15 protein-coding genes are annotated in these 17471 nt (G+C 68.7%); 7 read left to right on the plus strand and 8 right to left on the minus strand.

The features are described from left to right. Positions 1 to 23 precede the first annotated feature (23 nt). Positions 24 to 2342 (minus strand): DUF6049 family protein, encoded by a 2319-nt coding sequence (locus tag ACZ6MA_RS20945; RefSeq protein ID WP_469435391.1) that lies wholly within the window; start codon positions 2340 to 2342, stop codon positions 24 to 26. Between the two features lie 209 nt (positions 2343 to 2551). Here ACZ6MA_RS20945 and ACZ6MA_RS20950 point away from each other — a divergent pair, with 209 nt between their 5' ends. After that, positions 2552 to 4030: a CCA tRNA nucleotidyltransferase gene (locus ACZ6MA_RS20950; RefSeq protein ID WP_469435392.1), complete on the plus strand. Its 1479-nt coding sequence runs from the start codon at positions 2552 to 2554 to the stop codon at positions 4028 to 4030. An 82-nt stretch (positions 4031 to 4112) separates the two neighbouring features. Here ACZ6MA_RS20950 and ACZ6MA_RS20955 read toward each other — a convergent pair whose 3' ends face one another. The 4 genes from ACZ6MA_RS20955 to ACZ6MA_RS20970 all read right to left on the minus strand — a co-directional run bounded on the left by ACZ6MA_RS20955 (position 4113) and on the right by ACZ6MA_RS20970 (position 7926). Further along, the gene (locus ACZ6MA_RS20955) at positions 4113 to 4628 is read right to left on the minus strand and encodes an LppU/SCO3897 family protein (RefSeq protein WP_469435393.1); all 516 of its coding nucleotides are present in this window, start codon (positions 4626 to 4628) and stop codon (positions 4113 to 4115) included. Between the two features lie 121 nt (positions 4629 to 4749). Then, positions 4750 to 6018 (minus strand): MFS transporter, encoded by a 1269-nt coding sequence (locus tag ACZ6MA_RS20960; RefSeq protein WP_469435394.1) that lies wholly within the window; start codon positions 6016 to 6018, stop codon positions 4750 to 4752. Positions 6019 to 6125: 107 nt separating this feature from the next. Beyond that, the gene (locus ACZ6MA_RS20965; RefSeq protein WP_469435395.1) at positions 6126 to 7208 is read right to left on the minus strand and encodes an inositol-3-phosphate synthase; all 1083 of its coding nucleotides are present in this window, start codon (positions 7206 to 7208) and stop codon (positions 6126 to 6128) included. 49 nt (positions 7209 to 7257) lie between these two features. Next, entirely contained in the window at positions 7258 to 7926 is a 669-nt protein-coding gene (locus tag ACZ6MA_RS20970; protein ID WP_469435396.1) for a PadR family transcriptional regulator, read from the minus strand. Between the two features lie 358 nt (positions 7927 to 8284). Between ACZ6MA_RS20970 and ACZ6MA_RS20975 the strand changes: the two genes are divergently transcribed. Further along, a complete protein-coding gene (locus ACZ6MA_RS20975) occupies positions 8285 to 10909 on the plus strand; it encodes a transglycosylase domain-containing protein (protein ID WP_469435397.1) in 2625 nt (874 codons plus the stop codon). A gap of 147 nt (positions 10910 to 11056) precedes the next feature. Further along, positions 11057 to 12550, plus strand: a complete 1494-nt coding sequence (locus ACZ6MA_RS20980) for a glycosyltransferase family 87 protein (protein WP_469435398.1) — start codon at positions 11057 to 11059, stop codon at positions 12548 to 12550. Positions 12551 to 12585: 35 nt separating this feature from the next. Here the strand turns inward: ACZ6MA_RS20980 and ACZ6MA_RS20985 are convergent, their stop codons facing one another. The 3 genes from ACZ6MA_RS20985 to ACZ6MA_RS20995 all read right to left on the minus strand — a co-directional run bounded on the left by ACZ6MA_RS20985 (position 12586) and on the right by ACZ6MA_RS20995 (position 15342). Continuing rightward, positions 12586 to 13617, minus strand: a complete 1032-nt coding sequence (locus ACZ6MA_RS20985) for an alanine racemase (protein WP_469435399.1) — start codon at positions 13615 to 13617, stop codon at positions 12586 to 12588. 96 nt (positions 13618 to 13713) lie between these two features. Next, on the minus strand, positions 13714 to 14832 hold the full coding sequence (locus ACZ6MA_RS20990) for a lipid II:glycine glycyltransferase FemX (RefSeq protein WP_184734810.1): 1119 nt from the start codon (positions 14830 to 14832) through the stop codon (positions 13714 to 13716). A 180-nt stretch (positions 14833 to 15012) separates the two neighbouring features. Beyond that, positions 15013 to 15342, minus strand: a complete 330-nt coding sequence (locus tag ACZ6MA_RS20995; RefSeq protein WP_469435400.1) for a hypothetical protein — start codon at positions 15340 to 15342, stop codon at positions 15013 to 15015. Between the two features lie 275 nt (positions 15343 to 15617). On the opposite strand from ACZ6MA_RS20995, the gene rpsF reads away from it, so the two are divergent. From rpsF to rplI, 4 genes are all read left to right on the plus strand, one after another. Beyond that, the gene (rpsF, locus tag ACZ6MA_RS21000) at positions 15618 to 15908 is read left to right on the plus strand and encodes a 30S ribosomal protein S6 (protein WP_058045341.1); all 291 of its coding nucleotides are present in this window, start codon (positions 15618 to 15620) and stop codon (positions 15906 to 15908) included. Positions 15909 to 15989: 81 nt separating this feature from the next. Next, positions 15990 to 16580, plus strand: a complete 591-nt coding sequence (locus ACZ6MA_RS21005) for a single-stranded DNA-binding protein (protein WP_130878562.1) — start codon at positions 15990 to 15992, stop codon at positions 16578 to 16580. A gap of 75 nt (positions 16581 to 16655) precedes the next feature. Then, on the plus strand, positions 16656 to 16892 hold the full coding sequence (gene rpsR / locus ACZ6MA_RS21010) for a 30S ribosomal protein S18 (RefSeq protein WP_004950692.1): 237 nt from the start codon (positions 16656 to 16658) through the stop codon (positions 16890 to 16892). Positions 16893 to 16910: 18 nt separating this feature from the next. Beyond that, complete coding sequence (gene rplI / locus ACZ6MA_RS21015) at positions 16911 to 17357, plus strand: 50S ribosomal protein L9 (RefSeq protein WP_469435401.1); 447 nt, start codon at positions 16911 to 16913, stop codon at positions 17355 to 17357. Positions 17358 to 17471: the final 114 nt, after the last annotated feature.

Consider the following 17471-nt stretch of genomic DNA (forward strand, 5'->3'; position numbering starts at 1 on the left):
CGGCCGTCCGGCCCCACTACACGTCAACGGTCCACTTTCTCACCTGAGCCGGATGGGTCACTGTTCTGTGATCCGGTGTCCGGACCGGGGTCACCCGGCTGCTCGGGACGGCCGTCGTCCGGCCCGCTGTCCCCGGTATCTCCCGCGTCCTCGCCGTCCGGCCCGTCACCTTCGCCGCCACGAGCGGCCGACCGCTTGCGCTGAAGGTAGATACGGAGCCCGGCGAGGACCAGAAGGAGCACACCACCGGCGATGACCAGGAGCACCATAGGGGTGATGGACGTGACATGCACAGTGAAGGTCATCGGCTCGCCGTAGGGCTCACCGTCGTCCGTGTAGAGCTGGGCCCGGACCTGGACGGGACCGTTGGCGTTCGCGCGCGTCTCGAATTTGACGGTCTGGCTGCGCCCGCCTTCGATCTTGACCGGCTGTGACTCGTCGACCTTGAGGCGATTCGGCTGGCTGGACCGCAGGACCAGATTCAGACCGTCGATCCGTTGCAGCAGCCCGTTGTGGACCGACACCGGGATGGTCGCACTGCGTCCGGAGAGGGTCATGTCGGACTTGCTGATGAGATTGACCGTGCGGGTCAGCTGGTCCAGATAGGACTGCACGGCGTTGCGGAAGTCAGCCGCGCCGCGCCGGTCACCGCGCCAGGATGTGGACATCTCCCGCATGATCGCGCTGCCGAACGGGGTGACCACCCGGTCCTGGGACGTCAGGATCACCTTGAAGCTGTCCAGGGCGTTCTGCGTCCGCTGGATCTCCTGGAACGCCTCGGTGGACATCTCCCGCGCGCGCAGCGAGCCCGGGTACGAGCCGGGGCCGGGTACCTCCTGGTTCGCGGACGCGTCCGGCTTGGCCTTCGCGGCGTCCCCCAGATCGCGGGGCTGCGTCCAGCGGCCGTCCGCCAGCGCACCGATCGCGGTGGCCATGGCCTGGGCCTGGCTGGTGGTGGGCATCCGCTGGGGGGCCACGACGATGCTGCGCTCGTCGTCCGGGGCCTGCTTGTTGATCAGGAGGCTCTGGGCGAGGAACCGCTGCACGGCGAGCGAGGCGTCGTGGGCCCGGAGCATGTCGCCCTGGAAGACGGTGGAGAGCCGCGTGTCCGCGACGACGGCCGTGTTGCCGCCGCCGATCTGGCGGGCGGCCGAGGGGGTGTAGGGGCTGCCGGCGGGGTCGCGCAGGCTGTCGCTGCGGGCGATGACGTTGTGTGCGCCGGCCGAGGTGGCGACATCGACGATCGAGGTGTCGACCGCGCCGTCGACGGGCCAGGCGAAGTCCGTACGGGGCTTCACACCGAGGATGGTCTCCACGGTGGTCGAGGCCAGCTCGGTGGCGGACTGGAGGTGGCTGAGGATGCCCGAGACGTCCTTGCCCCGATGGGCGAGCGAGGCGAGGTCGGGGTCACCGAAGGGCAGCGCCACCACCTGGTGGCCCGCCACCGCCTCCTGGAGCTTGTTGAGCCACTGCTTGGCGACCGTCTGCCCCTTGCCGGCGGAACTCTCGCCCTCCGGCCCGTCGATCCCGTAGCTCTTCGTCATGGCCTCGACCGTGGCGAGCAGATCCGGGTCGATCACCCAGGTGATCGGCAGGCTCTTGCCCAGGGTGACGAGCTGGTACAGCCGGCCGCCCGGCGCCAGCTCCGCCGCGAGGTCGTCGTTGGGGAAGATGGGGGTCTGCTGCTGGTCCGACTCGGTCCGCGCGGTGAGGTGGGTGGCGGAGATGAGCGGCCACATGAACGTGACCTGGGTCTTCTTGCCCTCGGTGGCGGACGGCTGCCAGGGGAGCACGGTCCGCTGTATGCCCAGTACCCGTTCGGAGGGCTGGTCGGCCGTCTGCCCGGAGACGGAGACACCGAGCTGATAGACGCCGTCGTGGCCGAGATCCAGGTCCTTCGCCGGAACGGAGAGGGTGAAGTCACGGCTGATCCCGGGGAGCAGCTTGTCGATCTTCTGCCGGTGGTTGCCGCCGACCTCGCTGCCGTCGGTGCCCGGCGCGTAACCGGTCCGCTGGCCGAGATCGTCGATGTCACTGCGGCCGCTGATCTGCGGCCCCACCCGCAGGGCCACATAGGCGCCGAAGATCGTCGACTTCCCGTGGTTGGTCACCGTGCCGGAGATGGTCAGCGTGTCGCCCTGCTTCGGGGCCACGGGGGTCATCGAGTCCACGGCCACGCCGACGGTGCGGGAGCCACCGGTGTCCGCGTGCGCGGCGGGGGCCGTGGGCAGCTGCACCAGCCCGAGGACCAGCAGCACTCCCAGCAGCAGCGTCGCGGGGTGCCGGAACCACCGGCAGGCAGGAGCGGACCTCGTCCCCTGGAACTCTGCCGCCTCGGCCACGCGCTCGCCCGTCCCTCGTCGTCGTCAGTGGTCGTCGGTTGTGCGTCCACGAATGGTAACGAGGCCCGCTGTGACGAAGTGCTGCGGACCGCTGTACAAGATCGCCGTCGCGGCCCGATGTCCTGGCTGCGCCTGGTTTGCGGGGGCCGACCACGGGCGCCCGGGAACGAAGAGGCCCTCGCGGGCGCGGCCACGTACCCTCTTCTGTTGTGTCGAATGCCAACAATGACAGCCTCACCCCGCCGTCGACGAACGAGCTCAGCCAGGTGCAGCGACGTGCCGTGAGCGAGCTGTTGCGGGTATCCCCCGTAGCCGACGACCTCGCCCGCCGTTTTCAGGAGGCCGGGTTCACTCTTGCCCTGGTCGGCGGGTCGGTGCGGGACGCGCTGCTCGGCCGGCTCGGCAACGACCTGGACTTCACGACGGACGCCCGCCCCGAGGACGTACTGAAGATCGTCCGTCCCTGGGCCGACGCGGTCTGGGAGGTGGGCATCGCCTTCGGCACCGTGGGCTGCCGCAAATCGGACTTTGAGATTGAGGTCACGACATACCGGTCGGAAGCGTACGACCGCACGTCGCGTAAGCCCGAGGTCTCCTACGGCGACTCCATCGAGCAGGACCTCGTCCGCCGCGACTTCACCGTCAACGCGATGGCCGTGGCGCTCCCGGAGAAGGAGTTCATCGACCCGCACAACGGCCTGGAGGACCTGGCCGCGCGCGTCCTGCGGACCCCGGGCACCCCCGAGGAGTCCTTCTCCGACGACCCGCTGCGCATGATGCGGGCCGCCCGTTTCGCCGCGCAGCTGGACTTCGAGGTCGCGCCCGAGGTCATCGAGGCGATGTCGGCCATGGCCGACCGCCTGCAGATCGTCTCCGCCGAGCGGGTCCGGGACGAGCTGAACAAGCTGCTGCTCTCCGATTGCCCCCGCAAGGGCCTGCGCCTGCTGGTCGACACGGGCATGGCCGATCTCGTGCTGCCGGAGCTACCGGCCCTGCGCCTGGAGAGCGACGAGCACCACCGGCACAAGGACGTCTACGAGCACTCGCTGACCGTCCTGGAGCAGGCGATCGACCTCGAAGCTCCTCGTGACCAGCCCGGAGGCGGCCCCGACCTGGTGCTGCGCCTCGCCGCGCTGCTGCACGACATCGGCAAGCCGAGGACCCGGCGCTTCGAGAAGGACGGCCGGGTCTCCTTCCACCACCACGAGGTGGTCGGCGCGAAGATGACCAAGGCCCGGATGACGAAGCTCAAGTACTCCAACGAGCTGATCAAGGACGTCTCCAAGCTCGTCGAGCTGCACCTGCGCTTCCACGGCTACGGAACGGGCGAGTGGACCGACTCGGCCGTGCGCCGCTACGTCCGTGACGCCGGCCCGATGCTGGACCGGCTGCACAAGCTGACGCGGTCCGACTGCACGACGCGGAACAAGCGGAAGGCGAACGCGCTGTCGCGCGCCTACGACGGGCTCGAGGAGCGCATCGCCCGGCTGCAGGAGCAGGAAGAGCTGGATTCGATCCGGCCGGACCTGGACGGCAACGAGATCATGGAGATCCTCGGCGTCGGGCCTGGTCCGCAGGTCGGCAAGGCGTACAAGCACCTGCTGGAGCTGCGTCTGGAGCACGGCCCGATGGGCCACGACGCGGCGGCCGCGGCGCTCAAGGACTGGTGGGCCGCGCAGGAGGCCTGAGCCGACGCTCATGTTTCACGTGAAACATGACGGAGCCGGGTGACGTTTCACGTGAAACGTCACCCGGCTCCGTCATGTGCGGCTACTTGGTGCCGGCTTCCTTGTTGTCGCTGAAGCACAGGACGAAGGAATCGCTTCCGCGCGACTGCTCGTATCCGCCCGTGGCGCCTTCCACGGCGGAGCAGGTGGCCATGGCCGACTTCGCCCCGTCGACCTTCTTGATGACCTTGTATTTGGCCTTGGCGTCCTTGCAGTCCACGACCTCGACGTCCGGCTTGGTGGCGGTGCCGGAGTTCATGACGCAGTCGCCGACGGCGGCGGTGTCCGCGTCGTCACGCGAGGCGATCCAGCCGGCCACCGCGATGATGATGACGACGACCGGTATGCCGAACTTGCGAAGCATCTTGAGCTTGGAGCGACGCGGTGCCGGCTCGGGCGTGCCCGGGTAGGGCTGCATCGGCTGCTGGCCGTAGGGGCCCGGCTGCTGACCGTACGGGCTCTGCTGCGGCTGGCCGTACGGGGCCTGCGGCTGCTGGCCGTACGCGTTTCCACCCTGCTGGGCGAACGGGTTCTGGTTCTGCGGCGGCGGAGTGGTCACGTGAAATCCCTCGGGCTGAAGCCTGATCCGGTTGGAGTGCAGCCCGTAAGGTACAGGTAAAGAAACCGGCCACTCGGACATTTCCGCAGCTCAGAGGGCGGCTGTAGCCTTGATGTGACACTTATCGGCGACGAAAACCTGTCATAGCCACAGCAATCGCCGCGTAGATCACGGCCACCGTTACCACCAGCGCGGCCGACCGGCCGTCGGGCGGCAGCATCAGGGCGGCCACTCCGGCCGCTCCCACGAAAGCGACGTTGAACAGGACGTCGTAGAGCGAGAAGATCCGGCCCCGGAAGGCATCGTCCACGGACGACTGGACCACCGTGTCCGTGGAGATCTTCGCACCTTGTGTGACGAGCCCCAGCACGAAGGCACCGATCAACATCGGAACCCGCTCGAACGGCAGGCCCAGAGCGGGTTCGAGAAGCGCCGCGGCCATGGCGCAGGCCACGATCCAGCCGAGCGGGCCGAGCCGGGCGACCGCCCACGGGGTGAGGACGGCCGCGGCGAGGAATCCCGCGCCCGACACGGCGACGGCCAGTCCCAACAGGGCGAGCCCTTCGGAGTCGTCATCGGTCCACGCGTACCGGCAGAGCATCAGCAACGTGACCGTCAACGCCCCGTAGCAGAACCGCATGAGGGTCATCGCGCCCAGCGCCCGGGCGGCGGTGGGCCGCTCGGCCAGATGGCGCAGCCCCGCGATCAGCCCCGTCACGGTGGCCGCCACCGTGGTGCCCAGCGGGGTCCGGGCCGGTGCGCCATCCGGCCCCAGCAGGCTCACGGGCATGCGAAGCGAGGAGAGCGCGGCGCACAGGTACAGGGCGGCGCCCAGCAGGACGACCAGCGCGTCGGACGCGCGGCCTTCCGCGGAGGCCAGACGGACGACGAAGGCGAGTCCGCCGCCCGCGGTGGCGGCGAGCGTTCCGGCGGTCGGGGAGAGGGAGTTGGCCATGACCAGGCGTTGGCGGGAGTCGACGACGCGTGGCAGGGCGGCCGAGAGCCCGGCGAGGACGAAGCGGTTGACGGCGGTGACCGACAGCGCGGAGACGTAGAAGAGCCAGTCGGGGACGCGCGCGACCATGAGCAGTGCGGTGCCCGTGGCCAGCACGGCGCGCAGGAGATTGCCGTGCAGCAGCACCTGGCGCCGGCGGCGGCGGTCCAGCAGGACACCGGCGAACGGGCCGAGCAGCGAATAGGGCAGCAGGAGCACGGCCATGGCGGAGGCGATGGCCGCCGGTGAGGCCTGCTTCTCGGGTGCGAAGACGACGTACGCGGCGAGGGCGACCTGGTAGACCCCGTCGGCCGACTGGGACAGCAGCCGGACGGTCAGCAGACGGCGGAAATCGCGCAGCCGCAGCAGGACGCGCAGATCACGCACAACAGGCATGGCCCACAGCCTCACACACCCCGCAGGCCCCCGGGTGGATTACCCGGGGGCCTGCGGGGAAGCGGAGTGTGGCCACGGCGCGCTCAGCGTGCCACGTCAGGCCTCGCTCAGCGCTCGACCTCGCCCTTGATGAACTTCTCGACGTTCTCCAGGGCCTCGTCGTCGAAGTACTGCACCGGCGGGGACTTCATGAAGTACGAGGACGCGGAGAGGATCGGGCCGCCGATGCCGCGGTCCTTGGCGATCTTCGCGGCGCGCACGGCGTCGATGATGACACCCGCGGAGTTCGGGGAGTCCCACACCTCGAGCTTGTACTCCAGGTTCAGCGGGACGTCACCGAAGGCACGGCCCTCAAGACGCACGTACGCCCACTTGCGGTCGTCCAGCCAGGCCACGTAGTCCGACGGGCCGATGTGGACGTTGTCGTCGCCCAGCTCGCGGTCGCGGATCTGCGAGGTGACGGACTGCGTCTTGGAGATCTTCTTGGACTCCAGGCGGTCACGCTCGAGCATGTTCTTGAAGTCCATGTTGCCGCCGACGTTCAGCTGCATGGTGCGCTCGAGGCGGACACCGCGGTCCTCGAAGAGCTTCGCCATCACACGGTGCGTGATCGTGGCGCCGACCTGCGACTTGATGTCGTCACCGACGATCGGGACGCCCGCCTCGGTGAACTTGTCAGCCCACTCCTTGGTACCGGCGATGAAGACCGGCAGAGCGTTGACGAAGGCGACCTTGGCGTCGATGGCGCACTGCGCGTAGAACTTCGCGGCGTCCTCGGAGCCGACCGGCAGATAGCAGACCAGGACGTCGACCTGCTTGTCCTTGAGGACCTGGACGATGTCGACCGGGGCCTCGGCGGACTCCTCGATGGTCTGGCGGTAGTACTTGCCCAGACCGTCGTAGGTGTGGCCGCGCTGGACCGTGACGCCCGAGGACGGCACGTCGCAGATCTTGATGGTGTTGTTCTCGCTGGCGCCGATGGCGTCCGCGAGGTCGAGGCCGACCTTCTTCGCGTCGACGTCGAACGCGGCCACGAACTCCACATCGCCCACGTGGTAGTCGCCGAACTGCACGTGCATCAGACCCGGCACGCGGCTGTTCGGGTCGGCGTCCTTGTAGTACTCGACGCCCTGAACCAGCGAGGCGGCGCAGTTGCCCACGCCTACGATGGCTACGCGAACCGAACCCATTCCGGTTGCTCCCTGTTTGTACTCGACAAAGCCCTGCGGAATGCAGAGCTCACTTGGCGGTGTCATCGGACGGATCCGGCCGGGAAGAACCCCGGTGCCGGGGCAGGCCGCCCGTATCTCCGGTTGTGTCCTGCGCGGCGGTGCCGTTGCGCTGGTCGCGCCCGGCCCGCTCGCTCTCGATCAGCTCGTTCAGCCAGCGGACCTCACGCTCCACCGACTCCATGCCGTGACGCTGGAGCTCGAGGGTGTAGTCGTCCAGCCGCTCGCGGGTACGGGCCAGGGAGGCGCGCATCTTCTCGAGGCGCTCCTCCAGCCGGCTGCGGCGGCCTTCCAGCACCCGCATCCGTACGTCCCGCGAGGTCTGCCCGAAGAACGCGAAACGGGCGGCGAAGTGCTCGTCCTCCCACGCGTCCGGGCCGGTGTGGGCGAGGAGCTCTTCGAAGTGCTCCTTGCCCTCCGCCGTCAGCCGATAGACGATCTTCGCCCGGCGGCCGGCCAGCGATGCCGCGAGGGCATCTTCCGGAGCGCTGCCGGGTTCCTCGATCAACCATCCGTTGGCGACCAGGGTCTTGAGGCAGGGGTAGAGGCTGCCGTAGCTGAACGCACGGAACACCCCGAGTGAGGTGTTGAGGCGTTTGCGCAGCTCATAGCCGTGCATCGGAGACTCGCGGAGCAGGCCGAGGACGGCGAACTCAAGGATGCCCGAGCGTCTGCTCATGTCCCGCCTCCTTGGTCCTCTACGTCCCTTATGCCGAGCTGATGTATCGACTCGATACATCCAGACGATAGAACGAGCGTCCTGTTGCGACAAGAGGGGGCACGGTGAACGAGGTCACATCACTGATTCGTGGGACAGAACCCGCCTGATTTGGAGTGAACATCCCCAGTGGGCGGGATTTGGCCGTGCGTAGTCTGTGCGCCATGCAGACCACCGGGAACCGAGTGACGTCGCCAGACGTCCTCGTCCTGGATGCAGTGCGCCCGGTTGCTCAGGGGGGCCCGGATCGCGCATCGGGGGGAACGGAAGCCACCTGCCGCTTTCAGGCGATAGTGCCTGCCCGAGGAGTAGTCGTTCGATGAGCGAGCATCGTCGCAAGCCGCCGCAGTCCCAGGGCGGCGGACGGGCCGCGTCCCGGCGCGCGGCGCAGCAGCCGGGTGCCGGCCGCCGCGCCGCACCGCCGGGGGGCGCGGCCGAGCCCGGCCATGACCGTATGGCCGGGTCGCAGTACACCAGCAGGTCCGGGGCCCGGCGGGGCGACGGCGCCGGGCGCAGACGCCCGGCCCCCGGGTCCGCCGGAGCGGGCCGGGGGCGGCGGGACGGCGGCCGCCCGGCCAAGAAGCGTTTCATCGACTACCCGCGTGCGGGCAAGGTCGGGGCACGGCGCTGGCTGCCGTCGTGGAAGCTGGTCACCGGGTTGTGTGTCGCATTCCTCGGGTTGATCATCGGTGTCGTCGGAATCGCGCTGTTGATCGTGCAGGTGCCGACGGCGCGGGCCGCTTCCACCGTCCAGAAGAACGTCTATTACTGGGCCGACGGCGATCAGATGGTGGTGGCCGGCGGTGGTGAACTCAACCGTCAGATCGTGCCGATCGCCAAGATTCCCGAGGCGATGCAGAACGCGGTGGTCTCGGCCGAGAACGCCACGTTCTGGGACGACAAGGGCGTCGACCCGATGGGCATCGCCCGAGCCGTGGTCAAGATGGCTCAGGGCGGTGAGACGCAGAGTGGTTCCACCATCACCCAGCAGTTCGTGAAGAACACCTATCTCAGCCAGGACCAGACGCTGACGCGTAAGGCCACCGAGCTGCTGATCTCGATAAAGGTGGGGGCGACCGAGGACAAGCACAAGATCCTCGAGGGATACCTCAACACCGCTTATTACGGCCGTGGTGCCTACGGCATCCAGGCCGCCGCTCGGGCGTATTACAACAAGGACTGTACGGAGCTGACGCCGAGCGAGAGCGCGTTCCTGGCGGCGACGTTGAACGGCCCGAACCTGTACGACCCGTACGGCGGCCAGGGCCCCGCGGCGACTCCGGAGAAGAACACGAAGCGGGCCACGGACCGCTGGAAGTGGACGCTGGACCGAGAGGTCGAGGTCAATCACAAGTATCTGACCCCGGAAGACCGTGACAAGTGGGTCGCGAAGGGTTTCCCGAAGCCCCAGCCGCCCAAGCCGGCGACCAACCGGGCCGGCCAGATCGGTTATCTCACCAGCCTCGCCGACAATTACATCGTCGCCCACTCCAACCTCAGCAAGGCTCAGTTGGACAAGGGTGGATTCCAGATCCACACCACGTTCGACAAGAAAAAGGTGAACACGCTGGCCAAGTCGGTGGCGGACGTCCGCAAGGCCAACATCAAACCGAACGCGCGCGAGGTCGACAAGCACGTGCAGTTCGGCGGGGCCTCGGTGGAGCCCAAGACCGGCAAGATCGTCGCCATTTACGGCGGTGAGAACGCGCTGGAGCATTTCACCAACAACGCCGATTACACCGGCGTCCAGGTGGGATCGACGTTCAAGCCGTTCGTCCTGGCCGCCGCGATGACGCACGGCAAGCGCAATCCGGCGCTCGGCTCGCACCAGACCGACGCCCAGCGCACGGTCGTCTCGCCGGAGAGCGTCTACAACGGTGACAACGGGCTGACGCTGCGGGATTACAACGGTCAGGTCTGGCACGACCAGAACGGCAGCGAGTGGCATCAGAAGAACGACGGCGGGGAGGACAAGGGACTCGTCACGCTGCGTACCGCGATGCAGTACTCGGTGAATACGCCCTTCATCCAGCTCGGTATGGATATCGGCACCGACCTGGTGAAGGAGTCGGCGATCAAGGCGGGACTGGACGAGGACCAGCTGGCCTCCCTCTCCCCGACCTTCTCCCTCGGCACGTCGGCGCCCAGCGCGATCCGGCTGGCGGGCTCCTACGCGACCTTCGCCGCGAGCGGGAAGCAGATCGACCCCTATTCGGTCGAGAAGGTGGAGAAGGACGGCAAACCGCTCTTCAAGCACGAGGAGAAGAGCGCGCAGGCCTTCGACGCGAACGTGGCGAACAACGTCACGGACGTGCTGAGGACCGTGGTCCAGGACGGTACGGGCACCGCGGCGCAGCTCGGTGACCGCCCGGTGGCGGGCAAGACCGGTACGACCGACGAGAACCGCTCGGCCTGGTTCGCCGGCTACACCCCACAGCTGTCCACGGCGATCGGCATGTACCGCGTCAATCCCAACGCGAAGAAGCAGGAATTCCTGTCGATGCGCGGTGTGGGCGGCAAGCCGACCATTCACGGTGCCTCGTTCCCGGCCGAGATCTGGGCCGATTACATGGGCAAGGCGTTGAAGGGGAAGCCGATCGAGCAGTTCGAGCAGGCCCAGCCGATCGGCAAGAAGATCTTCGGAGACGGCGCGAGCCCCTCCCCCAGCCCGACCCCGAGCGCGTCCGCGTCGCCGAAGCCGACGAAGTCCGCCTCGCCGACCCCGTCGAAGAGCCCGAGCAAGTCCCCGACGCCGACCAGGACCTGTCATCCGCTCGACCCGCGGTGCAAGCCGGGGGGCACCGGTGGCCCCGGCGGCGGTGACGGAGGCACGACGGGCGGCCCCGGCGGCCCGGGCGGCGGCACCGGGAGCCCCGGCGAGTCCCCGGATCCGGAACCGACACGGGGCCGGCCGGGCGGGCTGTTCGGCGGCCCGGGGGACTAGGCCGTGTCCGGACAACACACCTAGGGCCTGCCGCCACACCCCTCCGGGGTGATCCTTTTCGAGGGCCGTCCCGCGTTCGCGCGGGGCGGCCCTCGAGGTTATCCACAGGCTCCGACGGGTGACAGGCTCTTACGGCAGGATGTCCGCATGAGGAGCGTGCGGGACGACGAGCAGGTACGGCCCACCGTCGAGGACGAGGTGGCCGCCGCGGGCAGTGAGCTCATCGGCGGCCCGGCCGGGCGGCGTGCCCTGACCGGCCTGGGGTGGTGGACGCCGGTCCGGGTGATCGCGCTGGTCGCGCTCGGCATGTTCGCGCTCGGGATGGTGCAGAAGCTCCCCTGCTACAACTACGGCTGGTTCTACGGCGCCACCACCCAGTACACCCACGCCTGCTACTCCGACATCCCCCACCTCTACAGCGGCCGCGGCTTCGATCTCGGGCTCATCCCGTATTTCGACAAGATCCCGCAGACCGTGTCCGGGGGCATGGACTATCTGGAGTACCCGGTCCTGACCGGGCTGTTCATGGAGACCGCCGCCCGGCTCACCCCCGGTGGCGGCAGCATCCAGCACCGCGAGCAGCTCTACTGGCTGGTCAACGCCGGCATGCTGATGGTCTGCACCGCGGTCATCGCCCTGTGCGTGGCCCGTACGCACCGCCGTCGCCCCTGGGACGCCCTGTTGGTCGCCCTCGCGCCGGCCTTCGCCCTCACGGCCACCATCAACTGGGATCTGTTCGCGGTCGCCCTGACGGCCGCCGCGATGCTCATGTGGTCACGCGGGCGGACCCTCGCGGCGGGCATCCTGATCGGTCTGGCCGCCGCGGCGAAGCTGTATCCGGCGCTGCTGCTCGGGCCGCTGTTCATCCTGTGCTGGCGGGCCGGGCGCCACCGGGCGTTCCTGAGGGCCGTGGCCGGTGCGGTCGTGGCGTGGCTGGTGGTGAATCTGCCGGTGATGCTGACGCACGACGCGAGCGGTTTCCACATCCGCGAGGGCTGGGCGAAGTTCTACACCTTCAGCCAGGAGCGGCCGGTCGACTTCGGCTCGGTCTGGCTCTTGATCTCCCAGCGCACCGGCAACCCGCTGGAGGACGCCAACACCTACGCCACGCTGCTGATGATCCTCGGCTGTCTGGCCCTGGGGGCCCTCGGGCTGTACGCGCCCAGGCGGCCGCGCCTCGCGCAGCTGGTCTTCCTGGTGGTGGCGCTCTTCATCCTGACCAACAAGGTCTATTCGCCGCAGTACGTGCTGTGGCTCATCCCGCTCGCGGCGCTGGCCCGCCCGAAGTGGCGTGACTTCCTCATCTGGCAGGCGTGCGAGGTCCTGTACTTCCTCGGCATCTGGTTCTACCTGGCCTACACGGGAAGCGGTGACAAGCACCAGGGCCTCCCCGTGGAGGGCTACCAACTGGCCATCGTGCTGCACCTGCTGGGCACGCTGTACCTGTGCGCGGTCGTCGTGCGCGACATCCTGCTGCCGGAGCGTGACGTCGTCCGGCGGGACGGCTCGGACGACCCCTCGGGCGGGGTGCTGGACGGGGCTCCGGACATATTCGTCCTCGGCTCCGCGTGCCGGGCACGGCACGCGGAGCCCCGCGAAGGCACACGCGTCCAATGGGGTGCCGCGAGCCGCGAACCGTAGTCGCGCGGCTCCGGCCCCCGCGTCAGGGGGGTGGATCAGTGATCGAGCAGCCGGTCGAACTGGGTGGTGGTGTGCCGCAGGTGGGCCACCAGTTCGTCGCCGACCTGCGGGGCGGGGACGTCGCCGGGCACGAAGAGGATGGAGACCTGCATGTGCGGGGGCTCCGCGAACCAGCGCTGCTTGCCCGCCCAGACGAAGGGCGAGAGGTTGCGGTTCATCGTCGCGAGTCCGGCCCTGGCGACGCCCTTCGCGCGCGGCATCATGCCGTGCAGTGCCTTCGGGGCCTCCAGGCCGACGCCGTGCGAGGTACCGCCGGCCACCACGACGAGGTAGCCGTCGCCGGCCGCCTTCTGCTGGCGGTAGCCGAAGCGGTCGCCCTTGGCGACGGGGGTGACGTCCAGGACGGCGCCCCGGTACTGGGTGGCGTCGTGGTCGCCGAGCCACAGCCGGGTGCCGATCCGGGCGCGGAAGCGCGTCTGCGGGAACCGCTGCTGCAGATGGGCGAGTTCATCGGCCTTGAGGTGGCTGACGAACATGGTGTGCAGCGGCAGGCGGGCGTGGTGCAGCCGCTCCATCCAGCCCACGACCTCGCCGACGGCGTCGGTGCCGTCGGTGCGGTCCAGCGGGAGGTGGATGGCGAAGCCTTCCAGGCGCACGTCCTCGATGGCGGCGTGCAGCTTGGGGAGGTCCTCCTCGCTGATGCCGTGGCGCTTCATGCTGCTCATGACCTCGACCACGACACGGGCGCCCACGAGGCCCCGTACGCCGTCGACCGAGGAGACCGACCGGATGGCCCGGTCGGGCAGCGGCACCGGCTCCTCGCCGAGGCGGAACGGCGTCAGCACGAGCAGATCACCGCTGAAGAAGTCCTTGACGCGGGCCGCTTCGTAGGTCGTGCCGACGGCGAGGATGTCCGTGCCGAAGCGGGTGGCCTCGTCGGCCAGCCGCTCGTGGCCGAAGCCGTAGCCGTTGCCCTTGCAGACCGGGACGATCCCCGGGAACTGCTGCAGAACGGTCTGCTGGTGTGCCCGCCAACGCGCGGTGTCGACGTAGAGCGTGAGCGCCATGGCCGGTCCCGGAACCTTTCGCTGAATCTGCTGTGTGACGTGGTCGTGTGTCCGACGGCGCTGCCCCGTGGCCCGGCACCCGGCCGGGCCCCCGGATCAGCGGCGGGACATGTACATGTCGAGGGCCTTGTGCAGCAGCTTGTTGAGCGGGAAGTCCCACTCGCCGAGGTACTCCGCCGCCTGGCCGCCGGTGCCGACCTTGAACTGGATGAGGCCGAAGAGGTGGTCGCTCTCGTCGAGGGAGTCACCGATGCCGCGCAGGTCGTAGACGCTCGCCCCCAGGGCGTAGGCGTCGCGGAGCATGCGCCACTGCATCGCGTTCGACGGGCGGACCTCGCGCTTGTGGTTGGCCGAGGCGCCGTAGGAGTACCAGACGTGGCCGCCGACGATCAGCATCGTCGCCGCGGCGACCGCCTCGCCCTCGTGCACCGCGAAGTACAGCCGCATGCGGTTGGGGTCCTCGGTGTTGAGGGCGGTCCACATGCGCTGGAAGTAACTGAGCGGACGCGGGCGGAACTTGTCGCGCTCCGCCGTGATCTCGTACAGGTGCTGCCAGGTCGCCAGGTCCTCGTAACCGCCCTGGACGACCTCGACGCCGGCCTTCTCGGCCTTCTTGATGTTGCGTCGCCACAGCTGGTTGAAGCCCTTGTGGACGTCCTCCAGCGAGCGGTTCTCCAGCGGCACCTGGAAGACGTAGCGCGGCTGCACGTCACCGAAGCCGGCGCCGCCGTCCTCGCCCTGCTGCCAGCCCATGCGGCGCAGCTGGTCGGCGACCTCGAAGGCCCGGGGCTCGATGTGGGTGGCCTCGACGTCCCGCAGGCGCTTGACGTCGGGATCGGCGATGCCGGACTTGATGGCATTGGAGTCCCAGCGCCGGATGACGACCGGCGGGCCCATCTTCACGGAGAAGGCGCCCTGCTGCTTGAGGTGGGCCAGCATGGGCCGCAGCCAGTCGTCGAGGTGCGGGGAGAACCAGTTGATCACCGGGCCCTCGGGCAGATAGGCCAGGTATCGCTTGATCTTGGGCAGCTGGCGGTACAGGACCAGACCGGCGCCGACGAGCTGGCCGGTCTTGTCGAACCAGCCCAGGCTTTCCGAGCGCCACTCCGCCTTTACGTCCGCCCAGGCCGGGACCTGCATGTGGCTGGCCGCGGGCAGGCTCTGGATGTACGCCAGATGCTGCTCACGGCTAATGGTCCTCAGGGTCAGGCTCATGCGGGGCGCTCCTCGGCAGGTGTGTCCCCAGGGTCGGGGCTCCGGCTCTCGCGCCGAAGCCTACTGCGACCAGGGAGCGCCCCGGTTGGGCGTACTGCCGCATGGCTCTGTGCGCCCGCGCCTGTACCCGGAGTGCGGGGCGGGCGGGGCGGGGCTCACAGGGGCCGGCGGCCCCCATGGCTACCCGAGGACGCCGCCGAAGAGCCCGCCGTGCGCCATGCCCAGGAAGAAGCCCACGGCGGCGGCACCGAGTCCGACGATCAGCAGGAAACGCTCGCCCGTCGTGGCCGAGATGAACTGCCCCCAGGCCCCGGTGAGGATGCCGACCAGACCGGTCCAGGAGCTGAGCAGGTGCAGATGGTGGAAGGCCGACGAGATGATGGCGATCGCGCCGAGCACGACCGTCGCGGCGGCCAAGGTGTTCTCGACGGGGTGGGCCTTGCCGTCGCTGTTCAGCACGGAACCGATCAGCGAGCGGGGGCCTTGTTGCGGTCGAGCATCCTGTGCCATGGGGATACCTCCTGTAGGCAGGCGGCGCACTGTAGCGCCGGTCACACCCGATGGGTCCAGATTGCGGTGCCGGACGCCTGGATTTCAACCGGAAGCCGGAGTGCGGGTACTGTGTACCGTCTGCACCGGTGTCTGCCCAGACCAGCTTCGGTCTCCAGGGGCGACCCAGGGACTTCCGCTGATTGTCAGTGTCGGCCGATACCGTTGTTCACGCATCACGACCCTCCTGCCACGGAACGACCGTGGCCGCTGAGTCCAAAGGAGGTGGGTTCCACATGCGTCACTACGAGGTGATGGTCATCCTCGACCCCGATCTCGAGGAGCGCGCTGTCTCCCCGTTGATCGAGAACTTCCTCTCCGTCGTCCGTGAGGGCAACGGAAAGGTCGAGAAGGTCGACACCTGGGGCCGTCGTCGTCTCTCGTACGAGATCAAGAAGAAGCCCGAGGGCATCTACTCGGTCATCGACCTGCAGGCCACGCCTGCGGTCGTCAAGGAGCTCGACCGCCAGATGAACCTGAACGAGTCGGTCCTCCGGACCAAGGTCCTCCGTCCCGAGACCCACTGAACCCCAGCGGTTCAGAGGTAATCGGGCTGCATCGCAACGAGTAGCAAGCAGCCAGCAGCACACCCGCCGAGAGGTTCATCCATGGCAGGCGAGACCGTCATCACGGTCGTCGGCAATCTCGTCGACGACCCCGAGCTGCGCTTCACCCCGTCCGGTGCGGCGGTCGCGAAGTTCCGCGTCGCGTCCACTCCCCGCACCTTCGACCGCCAGACCAACGAGTGGAAGGACGGCGAGAGCCTCTTCCTCACGTGCTCGGTGTGGCGGCAGGCGGCGGAGAACGTCGCCGAGTCGCTTCAGCGCGGCATGCGCGTCATCGTGCAGGGCCGGCTCAAGCAGCGGTCCTACGAGGACCGCGAGGGCGTCAAGCGCACGGTCTACGAGCTCGACGTCGAAGAGGTCGGCGCCAGCCTGAAGAACGCCACGGCGAAGGTCACCAAGACCGCGGGTCGCGGTGGCCAGGGTGGCTTCGGCGGCGGCGGCGGTGGTGGCCAGCAGGGCGGCGGCTGGGGCAACAGCTCCGGCGGCGGCCAGCAGGGCGGCGGCGGGGCTCCCGCCGACGACCCGTGGGCGACCAGTGCTCCGTCCGGCAGCCAGCAGGGCGGCGGCGGCGGTGGCTGGGGCGGCGGCTCCGGCAACTCCGGCGGCGGCTACTCGGACGAGCCGCCCTTCTAGGCCCGTACGGGCCCGGACCCCTGGTGGTCCGAGGGCGACAGCACAAAAACTTCTTGATCACACAGGAGAGAGACAATGGCGAAGCCGCCTCCGCGCAAGCCTAAGAAGAAGGTCTGCGCGTTCTGCAAGGACAAGACCGCTTACGTGGACTACAAGGACACGAACATGCTGCGGAAGTTCATTTCCGACCGCGGCAAGATCCGTGCCCGTCGCGTGACCGGTAACTGCACTCAGCACCAGCGTGACGTCGCCACGGCCGTGAAGAACAGCCGTGAGATGGCGCTGCTGCCCTACACCTCGTCCGCGCGATAAGGGAAGGGTGACCGAAAAATGAAGATCATCCTCACCCACGAGGTCTCCGGCCTCGGTACCGCCGGCGACGTCGTGGACGTCAAGGACGGCTACGCTCGCAACTACCTGGTCCCGCGTGGTTTCGCGATCCGCTGGACCAAGGGTGGCGAGAAGGACGTCGCGCAGATCCGTCGTGGTCGCAAGATCCGCGAGATCGCGACGATCGAGCAGGCCAACGAGGTCAAGGGCCAGCTCGAGGGCGTCAAGGTCAACCTTGGCACCCGCGCCGGCGACGCCGGCCGTCTGTTCGGCTCCGTCACCCCGGCCGACATCGCTGCGGCGATCGAGGCTTCGGGTGGCCCGAAGGTCGACAAGCGTCGTGTCGAGGTGGGCTCGCCCATCAAGACCCTGGGCTCGCACCAGGTGACCGTGCGTCTGCACGCCGACGTTGTCGCCAAGATCAACATCGACGTCGTCGCCGCCTGATCGCTGCGCTCGGCTGAGTCGATGTGAAGGGCCGCACCCCCTCGGGGGTGCGGCCCTTCGCCGTTCCCGGGCGCGGGCCCGCGGCGGCGGAAGGAACGGGCGGCGGAAGGAACG

Source organism: Streptomyces sp. NPDC042259 (assembly GCF_055582085.1).

Bases quoted from the DNA above. Each gene is read 5' to 3' on its own strand.
- ACZ6MA_RS20980 (WP_469435398.1), top strand. From the start codon at position 11,057: ATGAGGAGCGTGCGGGACGACGAGCAGGTACGGCCCACCGTCGAGGAC.
- ACZ6MA_RS20990 (WP_184734810.1), bottom strand. From the start codon at position 14,832: ATGAGCCTGACCCTGAGGACCATTAGCCGTGAGCAGCATCTGGCGTAC.
- ACZ6MA_RS20960 (WP_469435394.1), bottom strand. From the start codon at position 6,018: ATGCCTGTTGTGCGTGATCTGCGCGTCCTGCTGCGGCTGCGCGATTTC.
- rpsF (WP_058045341.1), top strand. From the start codon at position 15,618: ATGCGTCACTACGAGGTGATGGTCATCCTCGACCCCGATCTCGAGGAG.
- ACZ6MA_RS20975 (WP_469435397.1), top strand. From the start codon at position 8,285: ATGAGCGAGCATCGTCGCAAGCCGCCGCAGTCCCAGGGCGGCGGACGG.
- ACZ6MA_RS20985 (WP_469435399.1), bottom strand. From the start codon at position 13,617: ATGGCGCTCACGCTCTACGTCGACACCGCGCGTTGGCGGGCACACCAG.
- ACZ6MA_RS20965 (WP_469435395.1), bottom strand. From the start codon at position 7,208: ATGGGTTCGGTTCGCGTAGCCATCGTAGGCGTGGGCAACTGCGCCGCC.
- ACZ6MA_RS20970 (WP_469435396.1), bottom strand. From the start codon at position 7,926: ATGAGCAGACGCTCGGGCATCCTTGAGTTCGCCGTCCTCGGCCTGCTC.
- ACZ6MA_RS20995 (WP_469435400.1), bottom strand. From the start codon at position 15,342: ATGGCACAGGATGCTCGACCGCAACAAGGCCCCCGCTCGCTGATCGGT.
- ACZ6MA_RS21005 (WP_130878562.1), top strand. From the start codon at position 15,990: ATGGCAGGCGAGACCGTCATCACGGTCGTCGGCAATCTCGTCGACGAC.
- rplI (WP_469435401.1), top strand. From the start codon at position 16,911: ATGAAGATCATCCTCACCCACGAGGTCTCCGGCCTCGGTACCGCCGGC.
- rpsR (WP_004950692.1), top strand. From the start codon at position 16,656: ATGGCGAAGCCGCCTCCGCGCAAGCCTAAGAAGAAGGTCTGCGCGTTC.